Below are 19,467 nucleotides of genomic sequence, written 5' to 3'. Positions count from 1 at the left end.
TATGGGGAAATTGTCGGCATCCACTCATTGGTGCTGATAGGTGGGGATATCATTTTGCGTCAGTTTACATACCAGCGTTCCGTTCATGGACGTCGCCGCGCTTGTCGTCATGCCTTGATGGGGGTGTCTCTTTTGGCACTTGTCGGGTGTCAAACCACGGGCATGGATGGGGGCCAAACGCGATCTGGCGTGGTCATGTCAATCGACAAGCCGCTTGAATATAACAAATCTGTTCTGGGCATGCCCGCCGAAGACAGCGCAATTCAGGTGCTGGTGCGTGACAGCATCGATTTCCTGAAACAGGGAAATGCCAAAGAAGCATCAAGACTGATCAATCTGGCGCTGAAGCTTGATGTGACCAATCCGGATCTGCAATTTCTAAACGGATTGACCTATCACTTGATGGGCGTTCTGGGCGATGCTTCAAAGTTCGAACTTGCCGAACAGGGCTACAAACAATCCTTGAAATTTGATCCGGGCAACTTGCCGTCGCGCTATCAGCTTGGCCTGCTTTATATGGATCAGCGGCGCTATCCGTTGGCGCAGGAAAACTTTGCCGCCGTTGCGCTTCATCACAATGATGATCCGGCTGTTTTATACAGTCTGGCATCGGCGTCCTATTATTCCCGCGATCCACGCACGGCCGCTGCTGCGTTGAAACGTTTGATGGAAATTTCCCCGGAATCACGGGAAAACCCGGAAATTCTCAAAGCGACGGCACTGGCACTTTCGGCCATGGACGACCGGTCATCTGCCCAAGAGTTCATTACGACATATCGCGATGTGATCAAGGATGTGAACCGTGCACGTGACCTTGATCGACGTGTTCAAGGCTGGCAGTCCTTTTACGAAAGCGAAGGCAAATACATTCAGACCCAGTTCAGCGGGGAGCCGTTTGTCGAACCGGAAAGTGACAGCGAAATATCCCCGTTTGACAGCAATCCGTTCGGCCAGACACCGGAACCTTCCGATCCCTTCAGCAGCGTGCAAGACCCGTTTGGCCAACAGAATATCGACGATACACCGACCGAATTTGTTGATTCCGGGATGGTCGTGGTTGATGTGGTTCTGATCGGAACCCAGGAAGATGTCCGTAATTCACGGGGCATCAACCTTCTCAACGGTTTGCAATTGCAGTTTGGTGATCCGCTCACCGGGGCGGCCGGGTTGGGATATGGTTCAACAAAAACCAAGGATTATCTGGGAACCGGGCTTGAAGAAAGTACCCAGACGATCACCCGCCAGATCGGCATTCCTGCGGTGACCTATTCGCTTAACATTGCCAATTCGGCGGATGCCAATAATCAGGTTCTCGCCAAGCCCAGCCTTGTGGCACAGGCCGGTGAAACTTCGGAATTCTTTTCAGGAACAGAAATTCTTGCCGCCGCCGTTTCCGGGGGCAGTGGGGATAGTGTTTCGGTCCAGAAGGAAGTCGGTGTGAAATTGGCTGTTACACCCGAAATTCTGCCCAATGACATGATCCGGCTGCATGTTGTTGCGGAACGAACCTTTTTGACCGATCCGTCTAATTCGGTTGTGTTTGAATTCCGTCTTGATACCACCAAAACCAACGTCAATTCGACCGTGACCATGAAGTTTGGTGAAACCCTGATCCTTGGTGGTCTGAGTGAACGCGAAACGTCAAAGACGGCGGACGGTGTTCCGGGGTTGATGGATATTCCGGGCTTGAACTATTTCTTCTCGCAGCGGGTTGAACGCGAATTTGAACGGTCCATCCTGATCCTGATGACGCCGCGCCGACCGGTCTATACCCGGCAGGGCGGCTCTGATCGTGCTGCGGTAAATAGTGAAATGTCGGAACTGGAACAGGAACTGGCCAAACTCGAACGGCGCCATGGGGATTGGTACACCCCGCGGCCGACATTTGACGTTTTGCGTGAACATCTTGAAGGCAAGGCATTCTTTGAAGAATTCCGTGCTGGCGATGTTCAGATCGATGCATGGCAAAGCAATCCTGAATCGCAACAAATGATCGCATCCGTACGGGATCGACTGCTTGAAAACTAAGGTCTGGCCTTGGGTAGAAGTCCAGTCAATGGACAGACAAAGTAACAGCAAGGGTGGATAGACCAATGAAACGTTGTTTTCGGGTTCTTGTTTCCGGGATCTGGTTCCTGTGGGCCGGATCGGCCATGGCACAGGAAGGCGATTCCAGTTCTTGGGTTCAATTGCCCGGAACGGCTGTCGATATCTCGATCAATGAAGACGGGCAGGCCTATTCCGTCTCATTGGACGGGGGGACATGGCGATGGGATATGGCCGAACAACGTTGGCGTCGGATGTCGGGCGATTTTGCCCGCATATCGGCCGCAATTGGCAACCGCCCTTGGGCGATCAATTCACTTGGCGAGCTATCGCAATATAACGGATTGTGGTGGGAGCCCCGTGAAGTCGATGTTCTCGATGTTGCCGCCGATACCCAAGGCAATGTCTTTATCGCCAAGATAAATGGCGACATCTGGAAATGGTATGCCTTGCGCAATGAATGGCAACCGATTGCCGGAACGGCAAAACGATTGGCCATCGGGAAATCCGGGCTGCCATGGGCGGTCACGGATGCGGCCAAGGTGCGCGCCTATGACGGTGACGTATGGCGGACCTATCCGGGGCGGGCACGTGACATTGCGTTCGGTGCGACGGATGTTGTTGCCATGGCCGATGACGCGGGACTTGTACGTATTTGGCTGGCCGCGCGCAAAAGATGGGAAATTATCGATGGTGTGAAGGATATTGTCAGTCTGGCCGTAACGCCCCAAGGCAATATTTGGGCGGTCCGAAATGATGGACTGATCTTTGCCAATGGCGGGCTGACCATTGATGATAGCGCAGACGAGGCAACCGACCTTTCTGCGACAGCACCACGCCCAAAAGAGGTCACTGCACCGGTCAATGTCGCAACCGATGCCGTTGCCGAGGTTGCCGCAGCAACCGTTGATGTTGCGCCAACTGCTATTGCGCCCGATGTGGTCGTACCGGGCTCCAGCAACGCCGAGGCAACCTCGTCAGGCGGCGGTTCAGACGGGAATAATACCTTTACCGATCCGGTAACCGTCACCACAACCGATGCGATTGTCTTTATAAATACACTGAAATCTGCCGCATCACTTGCCATTGGCGGGGATGGCAGTGTCTTCGGCCTTGATGGCGCGGGCGGGGTTTTACGGTGGTCCAACCGGCGAAACGAATTTGAAAGCTTTCCCGGTGAACTGGTGCGCATCACCGTGGATCGTGACGGCAATCCATGGGGCATTTCCGCACTTGGGCGGGTGTTTCGCCATACCGGCACCCTTTGGAAACAGATCACAGGCGCGACAGGATCCGATATATCCGCAGGCTATGACGGGACGGTCTTGCTGACCAATGCGCAAGGCCGGATTTTTCGCCTGAACGACGCCCAAACCCGGTTTGAAATGATTTCGGGAACCGGGGCGTCCTTGATTGCCGCCGGACCTGATGGCACGCCGTGGGCGGTTCGATCCGATCAGCTTGTTTCGCGCTGTGACACCAATCCGTGCAAGGTTTTTGCGCAAAAGGCCAAGTCGATTGCGGTTGGACCGGATAACAGCGTTTACATTGTATCGACCAATAATTTGCTGATGCGACTGGATCAGGACGGCAAATTCAATCGGGTTCAGACACCGGGGCATACGCCCGCCAGTGTGGCGGTTGGTCCGATGGGATATCCTTGGCTGGTCAGTGACAAAGGGATCGCATTATCCTCGCAATTCTTTGATCGTGACGAAGGTTCTGACTTGATGGTTGCCAATGCCACCAGTGGCGACACGGTGGGCACGGGTGAAACCGAACAGGTTGTCAGTACCGAAACATCCGGCATTGTGTTTCGAAAGAACATGCGATTTTCAACCGTGCCGATGGATCAAAGAACCAGTGCGGGGCAAGTCGCAACCGCCTCAGATGGCTCTGTCATTATCGGCGGCGGCAGCCAAGGGTTTGAAAAATATGACGAAAGGCGCAAGAAATTCGTCGAGTTCTCGTCAAATCTGGTGGATTCGTCACGCACTTTTTCCGCCATTGATATCGCGCCAAATGGCGATGTTTGGGCCATTGACACAAGTATGACCGCAGAGCTTTACCGTGAACGTGATCAGGTCGTTAAGGAGTATTCAGTCAGTGGGTTTTCTCCGAGCGAAGTCACCGTCGCACCGGATGGGACTGTCTATGTGACGTTCAGATCAGGCAGCGACACCTATCTCTATAGCAAGGCGGAGAACTCCGAAGAATTCAAACGTTTCAGCGACTTCAGTCAGGTTCATGTGGCCGGGGCCGGGACGGGAAATGATATCTGGATTGTTGATAAAAGCAATCTGGTCCGGCAGTGGACTGGGTCAAGTTTTGATCTGCGACCAAAACGTGGAAGCCAAAAGGCCTCATCCATTGATGTGGGCGCGAACGGAACGGTCTATATCAGGGACACCAACAATGCCTTGCGCAAATGGAATGGTGCCAATGACAGCTTTGACGAAGTCAATAATGCACCGCTAGGCTCGATTGCAGTCGATGCTGATGGGCGTCCGTGGATTGCAACCGGCGGCTCTTCTCCGACCATCAGTCGCGCCAGAGACTGATGGTCTTAATCTTGGGCGTGGGCACAGCTTTCCAATCGCGTTACTCCCCGCCAATGGTTTGCCTTACTTGAAGGCAGGCATATCATTGGCGGGCGCGGCTTTACGCAGGCTGATCAGATAATCCTGACTGATGTCATGCACTTCCATGATGTGTGCATACAGCAATTCTTCGGTCGCTTTGCTGTCGCCGCGCAAGATCGCATCGACAATGCCCTGATGTTCCGCGTGCGAGGATGCAAGGCGGGCAAGGCTTGTGAATTGAACGCGTCTGAACGGGGCAACCCGGCGCCGGACGGATAATGTCACATCGACCAGAACTTCATTGTGCGATCCACGATACAGCGTGTTGTGAAACGACCGGTTCAGGGTCTCATAGCCATCGCTATCACCCAGCCGCACGGTTTCGGCCAGTTCGTGATGCAGTTTTTCAAGATTGTGCCGCTCCCCGCTGGTCATGCGTATTGCTGCCAATCGTCCGCACATGGCTTCAAGTTCGGCCATGCTTTCAAACATCGCGGTCAGGCGTTCGGGTGTCGCAAGCGAGACATAAACGCCCTTGTTGGGGATTTTTTCCGCAAGTTCTGTCGCGGTAAGCAATTGTAATGCTTCACGCACCGGAGTGCGCGAGACGCCAAACCGTTTGGCCAAAAGCGGTTCTTCAAGTCGCTGACCCGGCGGCAATATCCCCTTGACGATATCGTCTTCCAGTTCCTGACAGAGCTGCTGGGCAATGCCGACAGGTTCGGCCTGTATCGATATCGACGGGGTGGTGAGCGTTTGGCTTAGCTCGATCATATGGCGTTTCAACCCTTCTTGCGAGGTTTGGATGCGTCCCTCTATCCAGAGGTCTAGGCCCGTTTTAATCATTCAACTGGGTTTAGACCCTAAATGTATACACGAAATTGGTTCGCAAATCCAAGTAGGCCAATGGGTGCAAAAACAAGCCGGTTTTTCTCGCGTTCTTTTGCGTAAATTTTATGCAATTAAAATGTGCAATGCAACAAAGTGTCTAAATAATGTGCGATAGGATGGTGTTGGCGAAGGATGATTTTAAGTTAAGTAATTGAAATATAAGGAATGGCATGGGTGTTGCAGGATGTATACACATTGCGGATCTCATTCCGTCGAGATTACTTTTCTTTGAAATAGCTATCTCTATCAGGGAGTCATCAATGACCAACATTAAACGCCGCGACTTTTTAACCAAGTCGGCAATTGGTGCGGCTGCAACCGGGGCCGCTGTTGTCGCCGCGCCGAATATTGCCAGCGCACAGGAAACCTTTAACTGGAAAATGACCAATGCCTATGGTCCGGGGTCGCCTTTTTATGTCACCGGTCCGGGCAGCCCGGAAGATTTCTGTAAGCGTGTTACGGAAATGTCGAATGGCCGTCTGAACATTCAGCATTTCGCCGCTGGCGAACTGATCCCGGCCCTTGAAGGGTTCGACGCGGTTCAGGCCGGCACGGTCGAAATGAATGCCGCAAACGCCTATTTCTGGGCTGGTAAAATCTTTGCCGCACAGTATTTCACGACCGTTCCGTTCGGTCTGAATTTTCAGGGTGTTAATGCCTGGCTCTATCATGCTGGCGGGCTTGATTTGTGGCACGAAGTTTACAAACCTTATGGTCTTGTTGCCTTCCCGATGGGCAATACCGGCGTTCAGATGACCGGCTGGTTCCGTGATCCGATTGAAAGCCTTGATGACTTCAATGGCCTGAAAATGCGTATTCCGGGTCTTGCGGGTAAGGTCTATCAGCAGATCGGTGTTGAAGTGAAACTGCTTCCGGGCGGGGAAATCTTCCCGGCCCTTGAACGTGGTGTGATTGATGCAGCCGAATTTGTCGGCCCGTATCAGGATCGTCGTTTGGGTCTGCAAAAGGCTGCCAAATATTACTACACCACCGGCTGGCATGAACCGTCTAACGTGACCGAACTTCTGATCAATCAAAAAGCATGGGAAAGCCTTCCGGCCGATCTGCAGGCGATTGTCAAAAACGCGGCACAGGCCTGTAACCTTGACAGTCATTCATGGTGCGAAGCCAATAACGCAGCAGCCCTGCGCGATCTGGTGGAAAATTACGGTGTCATCGCGCAAACCCTGCCAGATGATGTCGTCACCAAACTTAAAGGCATCACCAAGGAAACCCTTGAAGCCGAAGCCGCCAAAGACCCGGTCACCAAAAAGGTCCATGACAGCTTCATGGCCTTCCGCGATACCCACCGTGAATGGGCCGCGATCAGTGAAAAACCCTATCACGGGATCATTTCATCGAAAGACGGGATGAGCTGATATGACGTCGACCCGTACTGAACCACTCTCCGATCGTGTTCTGGGCGTAATCGTCGATGTCGCCGGGTGGGGGGCCGCGTTAAGTGGTCTGGCACTTGTGCTGGTTGTTGGCGGAAATGTGTTGCTGCGCTACCTGTTTAATTCGGGAAGTGTCGCGATGCAGGAACTCGAATGGCATCTGGTCTCACCGATCGCATTGATGGGCATGGCGTATGGTATGCGCCACGGTGGCCATGTGCGGGTCGATTTTCTCTATGAACGTCTGGGCCCGCGCGCCCGGGCGATCATTGATCTGTTTTCGGCTGTTTTGATGGTGATCCTTGGCGGGGCGTTGATCTGGTTTTCAATCCCGTATGTCGGGCAATCCATCATGATGGGCGAAGGATCGCCTGATCCCGGTGGTCTGTCCTATCGCTTTGTGCTCAAGGCCTTTATCCCGGTCGGGTTTGGCTTGTTGCTGCTTCAGGCGATTGCGCAAGGCTTGATGAATTATCGACAAATCATTGCTGCCAACGACAGTGAACGTGCCTTTACGACACCCGATGCGGTTACGCAAACCGGTGCAGGAGACTAATCAGACATGACCGGAAATGAATGGCTGGCCATCGGCATGGTCGGGGGCTTCTTTGGCTTCCTCGTGCTGGGGGTGCCAGTGGCGATCTCGCTTGCGATATCGGGATTGGCCTTTGGAATGATGGGATTTGGAACCGGCCTGTTTGGCTTGCTGCCTGCGCGTGTTTACGGGGTTGTCACCAACTATACCCTGCTTGCCTTACCACTTTTCATCTTCATGGGGGTGATGCTTGAAAAATCAAAACTTGCCGAAGAACTGATTGATGTCATCGGTCACGCCATGGGCCGTCTGCGCGGTGGCATGGGTTTGGCGATTGTCATTGTCGGCGTTTTGATGGGCGCATCATCGGGTGTTGTCGGCGCAACCGTTGTCACGGTTGGTCTTTTGTCGCTGCAACCTTTGATTAATCGCGGCTATGACAAGGGGGTTGCCTGTGGCGTGATTTGCGCATCCGGGACCCTTGGGCAAATCATTCCGCCCAGTCTGGTCTTGATCCTGCTTGCCGATATTCTCGGTGAATCTGTGGGCACTTTGTTTGCTGCGGCCATGGTGCCGGGGCTTATTCTGGCCGGGATGCTCGGGCTTTATCTGGTGCTGTTGGGGATTTTCAAACCCGACATGGTCCCGGCAATCCCCAAGGCCGAACGCGATGCCATAAGCACGCAGCAGCTTTTGATCAAAATCGGCAAGGTTGTCATCCCGCCTTTGGCCTTGGTCTTTGCTGTTTTGGGATCCATCGTTGGCGGGATTGCCGCCCCGACCGAAGCCGCATCGATGGGTGCTTTGGGGGCCTTGATTTTGGCATTGGTGACCGGGCGGTTGAGTTTCCCGGTCTTGCGCAGCGTGCTCCATGACACCTTGATCACGAGTGCGATGGTGTTCTTTATCCTGATCTGTGCGCAGCCCTTTGGTCTGGCCTTCCGTGGTTTGGGCGGCGAGGGGCTTGTTCATGCCATGTTTGAATGGGTGCCCGGTGGCGATATGGGCAACCTTCTGTTCATGATGGCCGTGATCTTTGTTCTGGGCTTCTTCCTTGAATGGATCGAGATTTCCTATATCGCGCTTCCGATGTTTTTGCCGGTCTTTATGAATAGCGGCATCGATATGGCGTGGTTGGCGATTTTGGTGGCGATGAACCTGCAAACCAGCTTCCTGACCCCGCCATTTGGCTGGGCGCTGTTCTTCCTCAAAGGTGTTGCACCACCATCGGTTTCAACGGTTGATATCTATCGCGGGGTGATACCGTTTATCGGTATTCAGGCAATTGCCGTGATCTTGCTGTTTATCTTCCCCGAACTGACAAGCTGGTTGCCCGATCTGATCGGGTGGTAGTGTTTTTATTCTACTATGTGAAAAGGCGCTGAACGGTTTTTAAAAACAGCGCTATGAAGAATGCTCCGGACATGCTGCGTTATCCGCGCAGCATGTCCGCAAGGTTTATGCCAAAGAAGTACCAAAGAAGTATAAGAGTAGAGGCCAGATAACGATGTTACGTTCCAGAACCGGACTTGGTGGCATGGTCACCGCCCCGCATCATCTTGCCGCCCAGGCCGGGCGCGATGTCTTGCGCGAAGGCGGCAACGCGGTTGAAGCCATGATTGCTGCTGCGGCCACCATTGCCGTTGTCTATCCGCATATGAATGCGATTGGCGGTGACGGGTTCTGGCTGATTTCCGAACCGGGTAAAGACCCGGTTGCCATTCGCGCCTGTGGTGGTGCAGCAGGCCTTGCCACCCCGGATTTCTACCGTGAACAGGGTAAGGCCGCGATCCCGTCGCGCGGGCCATTGGCCGCATTAACCGTGGCAGGCGCCATTGGCGGCTGGATCAAGGCATCTGAAATCGCGACCGGCCTTGGTGGGAAATTGCCGATGACGCGCCTGATGGCCGATGCGGTTCATCACGCCAAAACCGGTGTTCCGGTCACCAAGTCACAGGTCGAACTGACCACGAGTAAAATGGCCGAACTTAAAGACGTTCCGGGCTATGTTGATACCTATGCCGCTAATGGCATTCCGACCATTGGCGATGTGTTAAAGCAACCGGCCCTTGGCGCAACGCTGGAGCATCTTGGCAAGGTTGGTCTGGATGATTTTTATCGCGGCGATATTGCGCGCAGCAACGCCAACGGGCTTTCACGCGTTGGCAGCCCGATTGGCCTTTCTGATCTTGAAAGCTATGACGCCAAGATCATGACACCGCTTTCGGTCGAACTTTCAACCGGCACAGTGTTTAACATGGTGCCCCCGACCCAGGGTGTCGCATCGCTTATGATCCTTGGCCTGTTTGACCGGTTGGGTGTTAAGTCGGGCGACGGGTTTGATCATATCCACGGCTTGATCGAGGCCACCAAACGCGCCTTTATCAAACGTGACGCATATGTTGGTGATCCCGACCGCATGAAGATTGACCCGATGAGCTTGCTTGCCGATCAGTTGCTTGACGGCGAAGCCGCCAAAATCGACATGAAATCAGCCCTGCCTTGGCCGCATATCGCCAAACCGGGCGATACCATCTGGATGGGCGCGGTGGATGCCAATGGTATTGCAGTAAGCTATATCCAAAGCATCTTCTGGGAATTCGGATCAGGTGTGGTTGTGCCCGAAACAGGCGTGCTTTGGCAGAACCGCGGTGCGAGCTTCACCCTTCACGATGGCCCTAACCAGCTTGGACCGGGACGCTTGCCGTTCCATACGCTCAACCCGGCTCTGGCAAAGCTCAAAGACGGATCGACCCTGACCTATGGCACCATGGGCGGGGAGGGACAACCCCAAACCCAGTCGGCGATCTTTACCCGCAATGTAATGTTCGGTCAGGACTTGCAAGAAGCCATCACCGCACCGCGCTGGTTGCTCGGCAAAACTTGGGGCGATGAAACCACCACGCTTAAACTTGAAAACCGCTTTGACGCAGGCCTCATCGACCAGCTTGAAAAGGCCGGTCACGCAGTCGAACTTGTCGGCCCCTATGAAGACATGATGGGCCATGCCGGTGGCATCCGGTTACACCCCAATGGCGTGATGGAAGGTGCGACTGATCCACGGGCGGACGGGGCGGTTGCGGCACTTTGAAATTTTCATAGTTAGCGCTGTTAGGTATTAATGGTTGTGTTAATTAGCTTCTGCGGAGTGCTATAGTCTTTAGCTATGCCAATTGAAGTGCGAGCTGTGATGTTTGCTGAAGAGATGCACCTTCTGATTAATTCCCTGAGCACACTTGTGATTGCGGTTGCGACTGTCTTTATGGTGTGGCTTTCATGGGGGGTGCTTAGCGAAAACAAACGGTTGAGGCGGATTGGTAGTGAGCCAGAGGTCGTGGCCTACCTTACAACGAATAAGTACCACAACACTCTAGTGGACTTTGTTCTGGCGAACATAGGTAAGGGTGCAGCAAAGAATATAGAATTTGTTTTCGATTGCGATGAAGGAGACTTCAAATCGCATGGGGTAAGAATTCTCAATAAAGCGGAGCGTAAGCCAATCTCCGTTTTGCCTCAGGATGAAAAGGTTGTTGCTTACTTCGGTCAGGGGCACAGTCTGTTTAAGGAGCCGCGACTGAAAGAATTTAAGGTTAAAGTGACCTATCAAAACCTTGCAGGAGAAATTCGTTCAGTCTCTTATTCCTTGGATGTTTCAGAATTTGACGGTTTGGGGATGGCAGGTAAGCCCGCTGACATCTTAATGGCTGAATCTTTGAAAAAGATAGAGAGCACTCTCAAGAGTTTTACTAAGAATGGGGTGTTCAAAGTGGTGGCTTATACACCTGATGACTTGAGAGTGCTTGAAGTGGAAGAGCGTCGCGAGTTCGAGGAGTTTCAGAAATCTATTAAATTAGATTAGTTTTCTGCGTTCATTATTTCCCTTGTGAAGCATGGAACTCCCACTCAATCACATGCCGGTATGTTTCACCGGGTTTCAGCCACGGGCTTGGAAAGTCCGGGCGGTTGGGGCTGTTGGGGTAGGTTTGCGGTTCCAGTGCAATGCCCGCATTTGAATGAAGCGCCGTTCCGGTTTCTGTTTTCATCTCGCTGTTAAAATGCTGTGCAAGATAGAATTGCAATCCGGCTTCTGTTGAAAACAGTTTCATCGACCGTCCGCTATCGGGATCGGACAGGGTTGCGATTTGGCGCAAGGATCCGCGATCCCCGGTCAGGCAGAAATTATGATCAAAGCCCTGTGTCGCATGGGGCAGCATATCGGAAACCCGTGCCGGGCTTCTGAAATCATAGCCGGTGCCTGAAACATCCTTGATTGTTGCAAGCGGGATCAGTTTGTCATCAACCGGAATCCATCTATCGGCAGTGATCTGCAAAACATGATCCGCCGCCGTATGATCAAATTTCCCCGTCAGGTTCCAATAAGCATGGCTGGTCATATTGATCGGGCAGGTTTTGTCACAAGTTGCCGTCATTTCAAGCCGCAGGCGATTATCGGCAATGACTGAATAGGTTGCGGTTGCGGTCATTGTGCCGGGATAACCCTGATCGCCATCGGGGGAGGTGAGGGTAAAGCGAACACTGGTGTCGGACTGTTGGGATATCGTCCAGAGACGTTTATCAAACCCGTCATTCCCGCCATGAAGATGCGTTTCGCCTTCATTGGTGGCAAGTTTGATTTCGCTGCCATGCATGTCGCGATAGCGTGACTTTTCAATCCGGTTGGCATAGCGCCCGCAAACCGCACCGATATAGCTGTCTTGCGCCAGATAGGCATCATCATCTGACAGCCCGACCGTGACATTGGTGCTTGTGCTTCCCTCGTCATCATACACATCAAGCCCGCAAAGACGCGCACCAAGCGCAGAAACCGTAAGGCGAATCTGCGGTGTCCTAAGCTCTGCCCGGGGGGCATTTCCACCCTGAATGCGTGTGGATGATGAAGGTGTTTCTATGTCAGGTGTTTGCGTGGTTTCAGGCATCTCGTTCTCCCGTAATCTTTGTTTCTTATAGGGTTTCTGTTGGTTTTAAAACGCTAAAAGCGATTGGACAAAAGGCTAAATAACTAACCGGTTGAGTCATTTCAAATCATATTGTAATACTATATGGCTTTTAAGCGATAAACCACACCTAGGGAGGAAATCGTGGTGAATTTTAAAAAACTTGCAGTCTCAACCGCGGCACTTGGCGTAGCACTTGGTCTTTCAGTATCGGCACATGCAGAAATGATGATCGGCTTCTCGCAGATCGGTTCTGAAAGTGGCTGGCGGACCTCGGAAACTGCTTCGATCAAGGCAGAAGCCGAAAAACGCGGTATTGATCTGAAATTCTCGGACGCACAGCAGAAACAGGAAAACCAGATCAAAGCGGTTCGCTCCTTTATCGCACAGGGCGTTGACGGCATTCTTCTGGCACCGGTTGTTGAAACCGGTTGGGATCAGGTTCTTAAAGAAGCCAAAGATGCCGGTATTCCGGTTGTTCTGGTTGACCGTGGCGTAGATGCCAGCGACGATCTTTATCTGACCAAAGTGGCTTCTGACTTTGTGGTTGAAGGCGCACTTGCAGCCGCGTGGCTTGCTGCGGAAACCAATGCGGTTTGTGATGTTGTTGAATTGCAGGGTACGGTTGGCTCGTCTGCCGCCAATGACCGCAAAGCCGGTTTTGAATCCGTTGTCGGGAATTTCCCGGCGATCAACATCATCCGTTCGCAGTCTGGTGACTTCACCCGTTCCGGCGGTAAAGAAGTCATGGAAAGCTTCCTGAAAGCGGAAGACGGCGGCAAAAACATCTGTGCGGTTTATGCCCACAATGATGACATGGCACTCGGTGCTGTTCAGGCCATCAAAGAAGCCGGTCTGAACCCGGGCGAAGATATCCTGATCGTGTCGATCGATGCGGTTCCAGATATTTTCAAAGCAATGGCAGATGGCGACACCAACGCCACCATCGAGCTGAACCCGCATTTGGGCGCACCATCCTTTGATGCGATCAAAGCCGCAAAAGCCGGTGAAGAAGTACCGAAATGGATCAAAGCAAATGGTCCGCTCTTCCTGCCAGATACGGCTGCCGAAGAATACAAAATGCGCAGCAAATAAGACACGCATCCGTGTCGTGATTTTTCGATCATGACGCAAAACGTGTAGGCTGATCATTGAGACGGACGTACCCCCGCGATTTGCTGGGGTGCGTCCGGCTGTATCAGGCACAAGAAACGTCAAAAAGACAGTTACGAGGGAGAGGGTAGGCAGATGTCAGATACCGGACTTTCTGCACGGGTTGATCAGGGCGAAGATGCCGTGCTTTCGGTGCGCGGTGCGGGAAAGTTCTTTCCCGGCGTCAAGGCCTTGCAGGATGTTGATTTCGACCTTAAACGCGGCGAAATTCATGCCCTTCTTGGCGAAAACGGGGCGGGCAAATCGACCCTGATCAAAGTTATTACCGGCGTCCATCCACGCGATGCCGGGGCGGTACTCCTCGACGGACAGGAAATCGATCCGCGTCATCCGGGTGATGCCCAGGAACTTGGTATTTCAACGGTTTATCAGGAAGTCAATCTGGTGCCGACATTGTCGGTGGCCGAAAACCTGATGCTGGAACGCCAGACCCGCAAATTTGGCCTGATATCATGGAAGAAAACCGAAAAGGATGCCAAGGCAGCCCTTGATACACTCGGTCTTGATATTGATATCACGCGACCGCTTGGCTCTTATTCCGTCGCCATTCAGCAACTTGTCGCGATTGCGCGTGCAGTTGCCCTTGATGCCAAGGCTCTGATCCTGGATGAGCCGACCGCATCGCTTGACGGCGAAGAAATCAAAACGCTTTTCCGGATCATGAACGAGTTACGGGCAAAGGGATTGGGCATTGTTTTTGTGACCCATTTCCTTGATCAGGTTTATGCCGTAAGTGACCGCATCACGGTTCTGCGCAACGGGCGGCTTGTCGGTACCTTTGTCACCAAGGACCTGCCGCAGATTGATCTGATCAATCATATGCTGGGCCGTGAACTGGCCGAAGTCAGTGCCCATCGTCATCTTGACGAAGGCAGCTATACCGGGCCAAAACGCCAAATTCAGGTCAAAAATCTTGGCAAGAAACGCGTGCTGGAACCGGTGTCACTTGATCTTCAGGCCGGCGAGATTGTTGGTCTTGCCGGGTTGTTGGGTTCAGGCAGGACCGAGCTTTCCGAGCTTATTTTCGGGACCCAAAGGGCCGATAGCGGCCTTGTGTTCCTTGATGGTGAGCCGGTTATGTTGCGCTCCCCGCGCCATGCAATCCGCGCAGGATTCGGGTTATGCCCCGAAGACCGCAAACAGGACGGTATTGTTGCCGAACTGAGTGTGCGCGAAAATATCGTGCTGGCCTTGCAGGGCCGTCGCGGTTGGTTGCGTCCCATTCCACGGGCCGAGCAACAGCAATTTGCCGATGACATGATCAAGGCGCTTGGCATTGCCACCCCTGACAGCGAAAAGCCCGTCGGGCAGCTGAGCGGCGGGAACCAGCAAAAAGTCATTCTGGCCCGCTGGTTGGTCTCCAAACCGATCTTGTTGATCTTGGATGAACCAACACGCGGGATTGATGTTGGCGCACATGCCGATATCATCAAATTGATCAAAGAGCTGTGTGACGAAGGGCTGGCCTTGTTGGTGGCATCTTCCGAGCTTGAAGAAATCGTCGCCTTTGCTGATCGGGTCGCGGTAATGCGCGATCGTGAAAAGGTATCTGAACTGGTGGGTGCGGAAATCACCCAGGATAAAATCATCGAGGCAATTGCACGATGACCAGTTTGCAAGACAAAAAGAAATCACGGGAAAGCAGCACCATGTCTGCATCTTCTTTGTTAAGTCGGCCTTGGTTTGGTCCTGTTGCGGCACTGGTTTTGATCGTGCTGGGCATCGGGATCATCTCGCCGGACTTCTTTAGCATTCGTATCGTTGACGGGCATCTTTACGGGTCGCTTGTTGATGTTGTTCATCGCGGGGCATCGACCGCCCTTGTTGCGGTGGGGATGGCGATTGTCATTGGCACGCGCGGCATTGATTTGTCGGTGGGCTCGATCATTGCCATATCCGGTGCGGTGATGGCGGTTCTGATCCGCGATACCGACCTTCATCCGGGCATTATCATTCTGGCCGCACTCGGGGCCGGGATTTTGTGCGGATTGTGGAACGGTATTCTGGTGGCGTTCCTTGATATTCAGCCGATTATCGCAACCCTGATCCTGATGGTTGCCGGGCGCGGCATTGCCCAGATGATCACGGGCGGGCAAATCGTTACTTTCCACGGCGAGTTTTTCGAAGCAATCGGCAGTGGCTATTTGCTGGGCATTCCCTGGCGCGTCATCATTGCGGGTGCAGTGATTGCCGCGATCTATTTCCTAATGCGCAAAACCGCCCTTGGCCTGTTTGTTGAATCCGTTGGTGGCAATGCACGCGCCAGCCGGGTTGCCGGGATTGATGCCCGCGGGATCAAGCTGATGGCATACGGCGCATCGGGTCTGTGTTCGGCCTTTGCCGGGATCATTATTGCCGCCGACATTCGCGGGGCGGATGCCAATAATGCCGGCTTGTGGCTTGAACTTGATGCGATTTTGGCGGTGGTGATCGGCGGCGCATCCTTGATGGGCGGGCGGTTCTTTATCGCCATGACCGTGGTCGGGGTTCTGATCATTCAGGCACTCAGCACGGGCATTTTGCTATCAGGCTTGCCATCGCAATACACCTTGATCGTCAAGGCAGCCGTGGTAATGGTTGTGTTGCTTGTCCAGGCACCGAAATCACGCCAACTGGTGTCCCAGGCGATGGACCGGATGAAGCGGGGGAACTCCAATGAAAATTAATGAACGGTTCTATCCGATCCTTGCGACATTGGCCGTGCTGGTTTTGCTGTATGGCTACGGGATATTTGAACATCGCGCCTTTACCGATACTTACGTTTTGGGCGCACTTCTGACCGATAATGCCTTTTTGATCATCACCGCCGTTGGCATGACGTTTGTCATTCTGTCAGGCGGGATTGATCTTTCGGTTGGCTCCATGATTGCCTTTATCGGGGTTCTGATGGCCGAACTTGTGACCGGCTTTGGCATGCATCCGATAACGGCTGCGGTAATATCGCTGTTTGTCGGGTCTGCTTTCGGGGCCTTTATGGGCGTGATCATTGCCAAGTTCGATATTCAGCCCTTTATCATCACTCTGGCGGGCATGTTTTTCCTGCGGGGTGTGTGTTTCCTGATCAATCTGGATTCCGTTCCGATTGACCATCAGTTTGTGTCGGATTTTGGCGGGTTTAAAGTCGCCTTGCCCGGTCGCGGATGGCTGAGCGCATCGGCCTTGCTGATGCTGGCAACCGTGATTGGCGGGGTGATTATTGCCCATTACACGCGGTTTGGCCGCAATGTCTATGCCATTGGCGGGGATCGTCATTCCGCAGAATTGCTGGGCATTCCGGTCCATAGCACCATCATTCGCGTTTACACCCTGTCGGGCTTTTTCAGCGCGCTTTCCGGTGTTGTTTTCGCATTCTACACCGCATCGGCCTATCCGTTGGCGGCTGTGGGTGTGGAGCTTGATGCGATTGCGGCCGTGGTGATTGGCGGGACGCTTCTGACCGGTGGTATGGGCTTTGTTCTGGGCACGTTTTTTGGCGGGATCATCATGGGGGTTATCCAGACCCTGATCGCCTTTGACGGGTCGCTGAACAGCTGGTGGACCAAGATCATGATCGGCGCATTGCTGTTTGGCTTTATCGTCCTGCAACGCCTGATCACCCGATCCTTCTCGGGCATGCGTGCCGGGGCAAGTTGACCAGACTAAACCGGATTTGAAAATCACTAAAACGGGCCGGAACAGGGATGCTGTTCCGGCCCGTTTTTTATTCAGTCAAATTGTTTAATCAAACGCATTCTTCAATTTTGGTGAATAATCAACGCGGATTTCGCCCGAACGCCCGCGCCGGGAAGCACGATGCCGCCAAGGGCCGGAAATTATATTGTATGAGGAATAAGCCGCGTTCGGCGTGTAGTCGGCTCGAAGCGGGGGGCGACAGGGTTGGAGTTGTGGGGTAGGGCCGACATAAGTGGTATCTGGTAGCGGCATAATAATCAGGTGTTGTTACTTGAGTTTAGAATAGCCGCTTCGGCATATTTTTTGTTGTTGATCACCTCACGGAGGTAATGATCTCGACGGTTTAGAATTCTTCTTTTTATCTTATCGTGCGCGTAATAATGGAAAGTTGTGATTGGCTGAATTGTGGAGTGAATAAAATGGCATTCAGAGCAGATGAGGCCGCAGCTAGCGGTTACGAAAGGGCTAGGAAGTATCTTGTTCCAGTAAACTTTCCTCCAAACGTGAGGGCTGAGAGCGAAGAAGTTTTGGAGGACTTAGTTGACGAACTGGGGCCTGTTGTTGAGAGTTATCCCTAGTGGCATCCACTTGTAAGCCAACATGACGCGAAGCAGCCCGAAACATTGCCCAGTCAAAGAACAGGATATATTGGGCTTGATCATACTCGGTATTTTGCTCACGGTTTCATCACTTGTCCCTATGGTAGGGTGGAGCGGGTGATTGAGTCATCACGCAAGCTCCTTCATCACTGTGCAGAAATTACGACACGTGAATTAGATGTTCCATTCTATGCGAAAGGAGCAACGCCAATCGTTGTGAAATGTGAATGGCATGAGCCTCTTCTGCCCGGGAAATTAATCCCGAAAAGAATTGCAGTCCCTCTTATGCTTGAGCAGGAGTTGCCCTGTTGGCGATGGGCGGAACGAGCTGAAAAGTGGGAGACAATGCGTCCATATCTGCTAGGTGAGCCTCACGGCAGCAGATCATCTCTATTCGTCAATCAAGAAACCGCACTGGCAATGAAAAAGGCTTATATGGCTATGATCGAAAGTGGAATGTTTGGTCCTCTGAAAATGGACTAATGCAATCGACAGTAGCGTCGCGATAATAAGTCCTGCTTACATAACGGGAAGGTCGAGGGGCATAAAAAAACGCTGCAGGAGAGCTGCAGCATTTTTAAATTTTGTTGAAGTGTGACTTGTTGGATTACAGCCCGATCTGGTCCCAGTCATGTTCGACCGCCATGCCCAGTTCGTGGCGCAGTTTGCGCATGGTGCCGCGCAGGAGGCGGCGCATGGCTTCGCGGGCGTCGCCCGGTTCGCGGTGCGCGATGGCCTTATACACCGCCAGATGATCCGGCAGGGATTTGACATGCGCCTTGGGTCCGCCTGAAGACAGACGGAACGACCCGATCAGGGCGGTTTCAATCAGCATGCCGAACGATTTCATGAAATCATTGCCCGATGCATCGAGAATTGCCTGATGGAAGGCAAGATCGGTCATGTAAACCGCATCGGTGCCCAGTTCGGCATTTTCCATGCCGGTATAGGCGGCCTCGATCGTGGCAAGCTGTTCTTCGGTTGCACGTTCGGCCGCCATGGCAGCGGTGTTTGGTTCGATGATCATGCGGGTTTCAAACAGGCCATACAAAAAGGCCGCGTCCGGGTCCGGGAAATGCCAGGATAGAACATCCGGGTCGAGAAGGTTCCAGCTTGTCCGGGGTTTGACCCGCGTTCCGGTTTTTGGCCGGGATTCAATCAGCCCCTTGGCCGAGAGGATCTTGATGGCTTCGCGCAGGGCGGTCCGTGATACGTCAAGCGATTCACTTAACGCCGCCTCGGTCGGCAGCACATCGCCCGGTGCCAGTCGCCCTGAAACAATCCGTGCGCCCAGGTCATGCGCAACAATGCTGTGCAGGCTGCGTTTGGCATAGGTTCTCGACATCGACGACATTAAATTCCCTCCGGCGTGGCCTTAATTGAAAACAAAAAGATGAAAGGCCCGCTTTGATATTATTCATATAATATGAATTTTAATATGAATTTATTTTCAGGGCAACCAATCTAGGGTTCGCAGCGCCTTGTGTTGCAAAGCATATAATTAATTCAGCGGTGTGATATCGCGCCAAGGCGATGAGCGCAAAGGTGGGCTGCTTATAAACTACTGCGCGACAGATCGAAAGACATCACTTCACCGGTTTGACGCTTGACAGGCCC

The 19,467-nt window shown here is 53.0% G+C and carries 15 protein-coding genes; 12 read left to right on the top strand and 3 right to left on the bottom strand.

Annotation, left to right across the window (positions count from 1 at the left end; translation table 11 throughout):
* Positions 1 to 54: 54 nt before the first annotated feature.
* Positions 55 to 2,028 (top strand): secretin GspD/PilQ domain-containing protein, encoded by a 1,974-nt coding sequence (locus RIC05_RS19135; protein ID WP_350046118.1) that lies wholly within the window; start codon positions 55 to 57, stop codon positions 2,026 to 2,028.
* Between the two features lie 65 nt (positions 2,029 to 2,093).
* Complete coding sequence (locus tag RIC05_RS19130; RefSeq protein ID WP_350046117.1) at positions 2,094 to 4,607, top strand: hypothetical protein; 2,514 nt, start codon at positions 2,094 to 2,096, stop codon at positions 4,605 to 4,607.
* A gap of 63 nt (positions 4,608 to 4,670) precedes the next feature.
* Here the strand turns inward: RIC05_RS19130 and RIC05_RS19125 are convergent, their stop codons facing one another.
* On the bottom strand, positions 4,671 to 5,402 hold the full coding sequence (locus RIC05_RS19125; protein ID WP_350046116.1) for a GntR family transcriptional regulator: 732 nt from the start codon (positions 5,400 to 5,402) through the stop codon (positions 4,671 to 4,673).
* A gap of 377 nt (positions 5,403 to 5,779) precedes the next feature.
* Here RIC05_RS19125 and RIC05_RS19120 point away from each other — a divergent pair, with 377 nt between their 5' ends.
* The 5 genes from RIC05_RS19120 (at position 5,780) to RIC05_RS19100 (ending at position 11,310) form a co-directional block, all read left to right on the top strand.
* Positions 5,780 to 6,898 carry a TRAP transporter substrate-binding protein gene (locus tag RIC05_RS19120; RefSeq protein ID WP_350046115.1) on the top strand — a complete coding sequence of 373 codons (1,119 nt, stop codon included), beginning with the start codon at positions 5,780 to 5,782 and terminating at the stop codon, positions 6,896 to 6,898.
* Between the two features lies 1 nt (position 6,899).
* Positions 6,900 to 7,472, top strand: a complete 573-nt coding sequence (locus RIC05_RS19115) for a TRAP transporter small permease subunit (RefSeq protein ID WP_350046114.1) — start codon at positions 6,900 to 6,902, stop codon at positions 7,470 to 7,472.
* A 6-nt stretch (positions 7,473 to 7,478) separates the two neighbouring features.
* Positions 7,479 to 8,804: a TRAP transporter large permease gene (locus tag RIC05_RS19110; protein WP_350046113.1), complete on the top strand. Its 1,326-nt coding sequence runs from the start codon at positions 7,479 to 7,481 to the stop codon at positions 8,802 to 8,804.
* Between the two features lie 154 nt (positions 8,805 to 8,958).
* The gene (locus RIC05_RS19105; protein ID WP_350046112.1) at positions 8,959 to 10,542 is read left to right on the top strand and encodes a gamma-glutamyltransferase family protein; all 1,584 of its coding nucleotides are present in this window, start codon (positions 8,959 to 8,961) and stop codon (positions 10,540 to 10,542) included.
* Positions 10,543 to 10,641: 99 nt separating this feature from the next.
* The gene (locus tag RIC05_RS19100; protein WP_350046111.1) at positions 10,642 to 11,310 is read left to right on the top strand and encodes a DUF8453 domain-containing protein; all 669 of its coding nucleotides are present in this window, start codon (positions 10,642 to 10,644) and stop codon (positions 11,308 to 11,310) included.
* A gap of 13 nt (positions 11,311 to 11,323) precedes the next feature.
* Here RIC05_RS19100 and RIC05_RS19095 read toward each other — a convergent pair whose 3' ends face one another.
* On the bottom strand, positions 11,324 to 12,388 hold the full coding sequence (locus tag RIC05_RS19095; RefSeq protein WP_350046110.1) for an aldose epimerase family protein: 1,065 nt from the start codon (positions 12,386 to 12,388) through the stop codon (positions 11,324 to 11,326).
* Positions 12,389 to 12,553: 165 nt separating this feature from the next.
* Here RIC05_RS19095 and RIC05_RS19090 point away from each other — a divergent pair, with 165 nt between their 5' ends.
* From RIC05_RS19090 to RIC05_RS19070, 5 genes are all read left to right on the top strand, one after another.
* A complete protein-coding gene (locus RIC05_RS19090; protein WP_350041463.1) occupies positions 12,554 to 13,501 on the top strand; it encodes an ABC transporter substrate-binding protein in 948 nt (315 codons plus the stop codon).
* Positions 13,502 to 13,654: 153 nt separating this feature from the next.
* A complete protein-coding gene (locus tag RIC05_RS19085; protein ID WP_350046109.1) occupies positions 13,655 to 15,187 on the top strand; it encodes a sugar ABC transporter ATP-binding protein in 1,533 nt (510 codons plus the stop codon).
* 41 nt (positions 15,188 to 15,228) lie between these two features.
* Positions 15,229 to 16,245, top strand: coding sequence for an ABC transporter permease (locus tag RIC05_RS19080; RefSeq protein ID WP_350041465.1), 1,017 nt, complete (start codon positions 15,229 to 15,231; stop codon positions 16,243 to 16,245).
* Positions 16,235 to 17,212 carry a galactofuranose ABC transporter, permease protein YjfF gene (gene yjfF, locus RIC05_RS19075; RefSeq protein ID WP_350046108.1) on the top strand — a complete coding sequence of 326 codons (978 nt, stop codon included), beginning with the start codon at positions 16,235 to 16,237 and terminating at the stop codon, positions 17,210 to 17,212. Before RIC05_RS19080 ends, yjfF begins: the two co-directional genes overlap by 11 nt.
* Before the next feature lie 755 nt (positions 17,213 to 17,967).
* Entirely contained in the window at positions 17,968 to 18,333 is a 366-nt protein-coding gene (locus RIC05_RS19070) for a hypothetical protein (RefSeq protein ID WP_350046107.1), read from the top strand.
* 124 nt (positions 18,334 to 18,457) lie between these two features.
* Here RIC05_RS19070 and RIC05_RS19065 read toward each other — a convergent pair whose 3' ends face one another.
* Entirely contained in the window at positions 18,458 to 19,204 is a 747-nt protein-coding gene (locus RIC05_RS19065; RefSeq protein ID WP_350041467.1) for a FadR/GntR family transcriptional regulator, read from the bottom strand.
* Between the last annotated feature and the right edge of the window lie 263 nt (positions 19,205 to 19,467).

Origin of the sequence: Thalassospira sp. (assembly GCF_040218635.1) — a bacterium.
Classification (GTDB): Bacteria; Pseudomonadota; Alphaproteobacteria; order Rhodospirillales; family Thalassospiraceae; genus Thalassospira.
Note: the sequence above shows the minus strand (reverse complement) of the source record. Positions and strands in the feature narration are given on the sequence as shown.

Excerpts from the sequence above, each read along its gene's own strand:
- RIC05_RS19130 (WP_350046117.1), top strand. The coding sequence starts at position 2,094 with ATGAAACGTTGTTTTCGGGTTCTTGTTTCCGGGATCTGGTTCCTGTGG.
- RIC05_RS19125 (WP_350046116.1), bottom strand. The coding sequence starts at position 5,402 with ATGATCGAGCTAAGCCAAACGCTCACCACCCCGTCGATATCGATACAG.
- RIC05_RS19120 (WP_350046115.1), top strand. The coding sequence starts at position 5,780 with ATGACCAACATTAAACGCCGCGACTTTTTAACCAAGTCGGCAATTGGT.
- RIC05_RS19115 (WP_350046114.1), top strand. The coding sequence starts at position 6,900 with ATGACGTCGACCCGTACTGAACCACTCTCCGATCGTGTTCTGGGCGTA.
- RIC05_RS19110 (WP_350046113.1), top strand. The coding sequence starts at position 7,479 with ATGACCGGAAATGAATGGCTGGCCATCGGCATGGTCGGGGGCTTCTTT.
- RIC05_RS19105 (WP_350046112.1), top strand. The coding sequence starts at position 8,959 with ATGTTACGTTCCAGAACCGGACTTGGTGGCATGGTCACCGCCCCGCAT.
- RIC05_RS19100 (WP_350046111.1), top strand. The coding sequence starts at position 10,642 with ATGTTTGCTGAAGAGATGCACCTTCTGATTAATTCCCTGAGCACACTT.
- RIC05_RS19095 (WP_350046110.1), bottom strand. The coding sequence starts at position 12,388 with ATGCCTGAAACCACGCAAACACCTGACATAGAAACACCTTCATCATCC.
- RIC05_RS19085 (WP_350046109.1), top strand. The coding sequence starts at position 13,655 with ATGTCAGATACCGGACTTTCTGCACGGGTTGATCAGGGCGAAGATGCC.
- RIC05_RS19080 (WP_350041465.1), top strand. The coding sequence starts at position 15,229 with ATGTCTGCATCTTCTTTGTTAAGTCGGCCTTGGTTTGGTCCTGTTGCG.
- yjfF (WP_350046108.1), top strand. The coding sequence starts at position 16,235 with ATGAAAATTAATGAACGGTTCTATCCGATCCTTGCGACATTGGCCGTG.
- RIC05_RS19065 (WP_350041467.1), bottom strand. The coding sequence starts at position 19,204 with ATGTCGTCGATGTCGAGAACCTATGCCAAACGCAGCCTGCACAGCATT.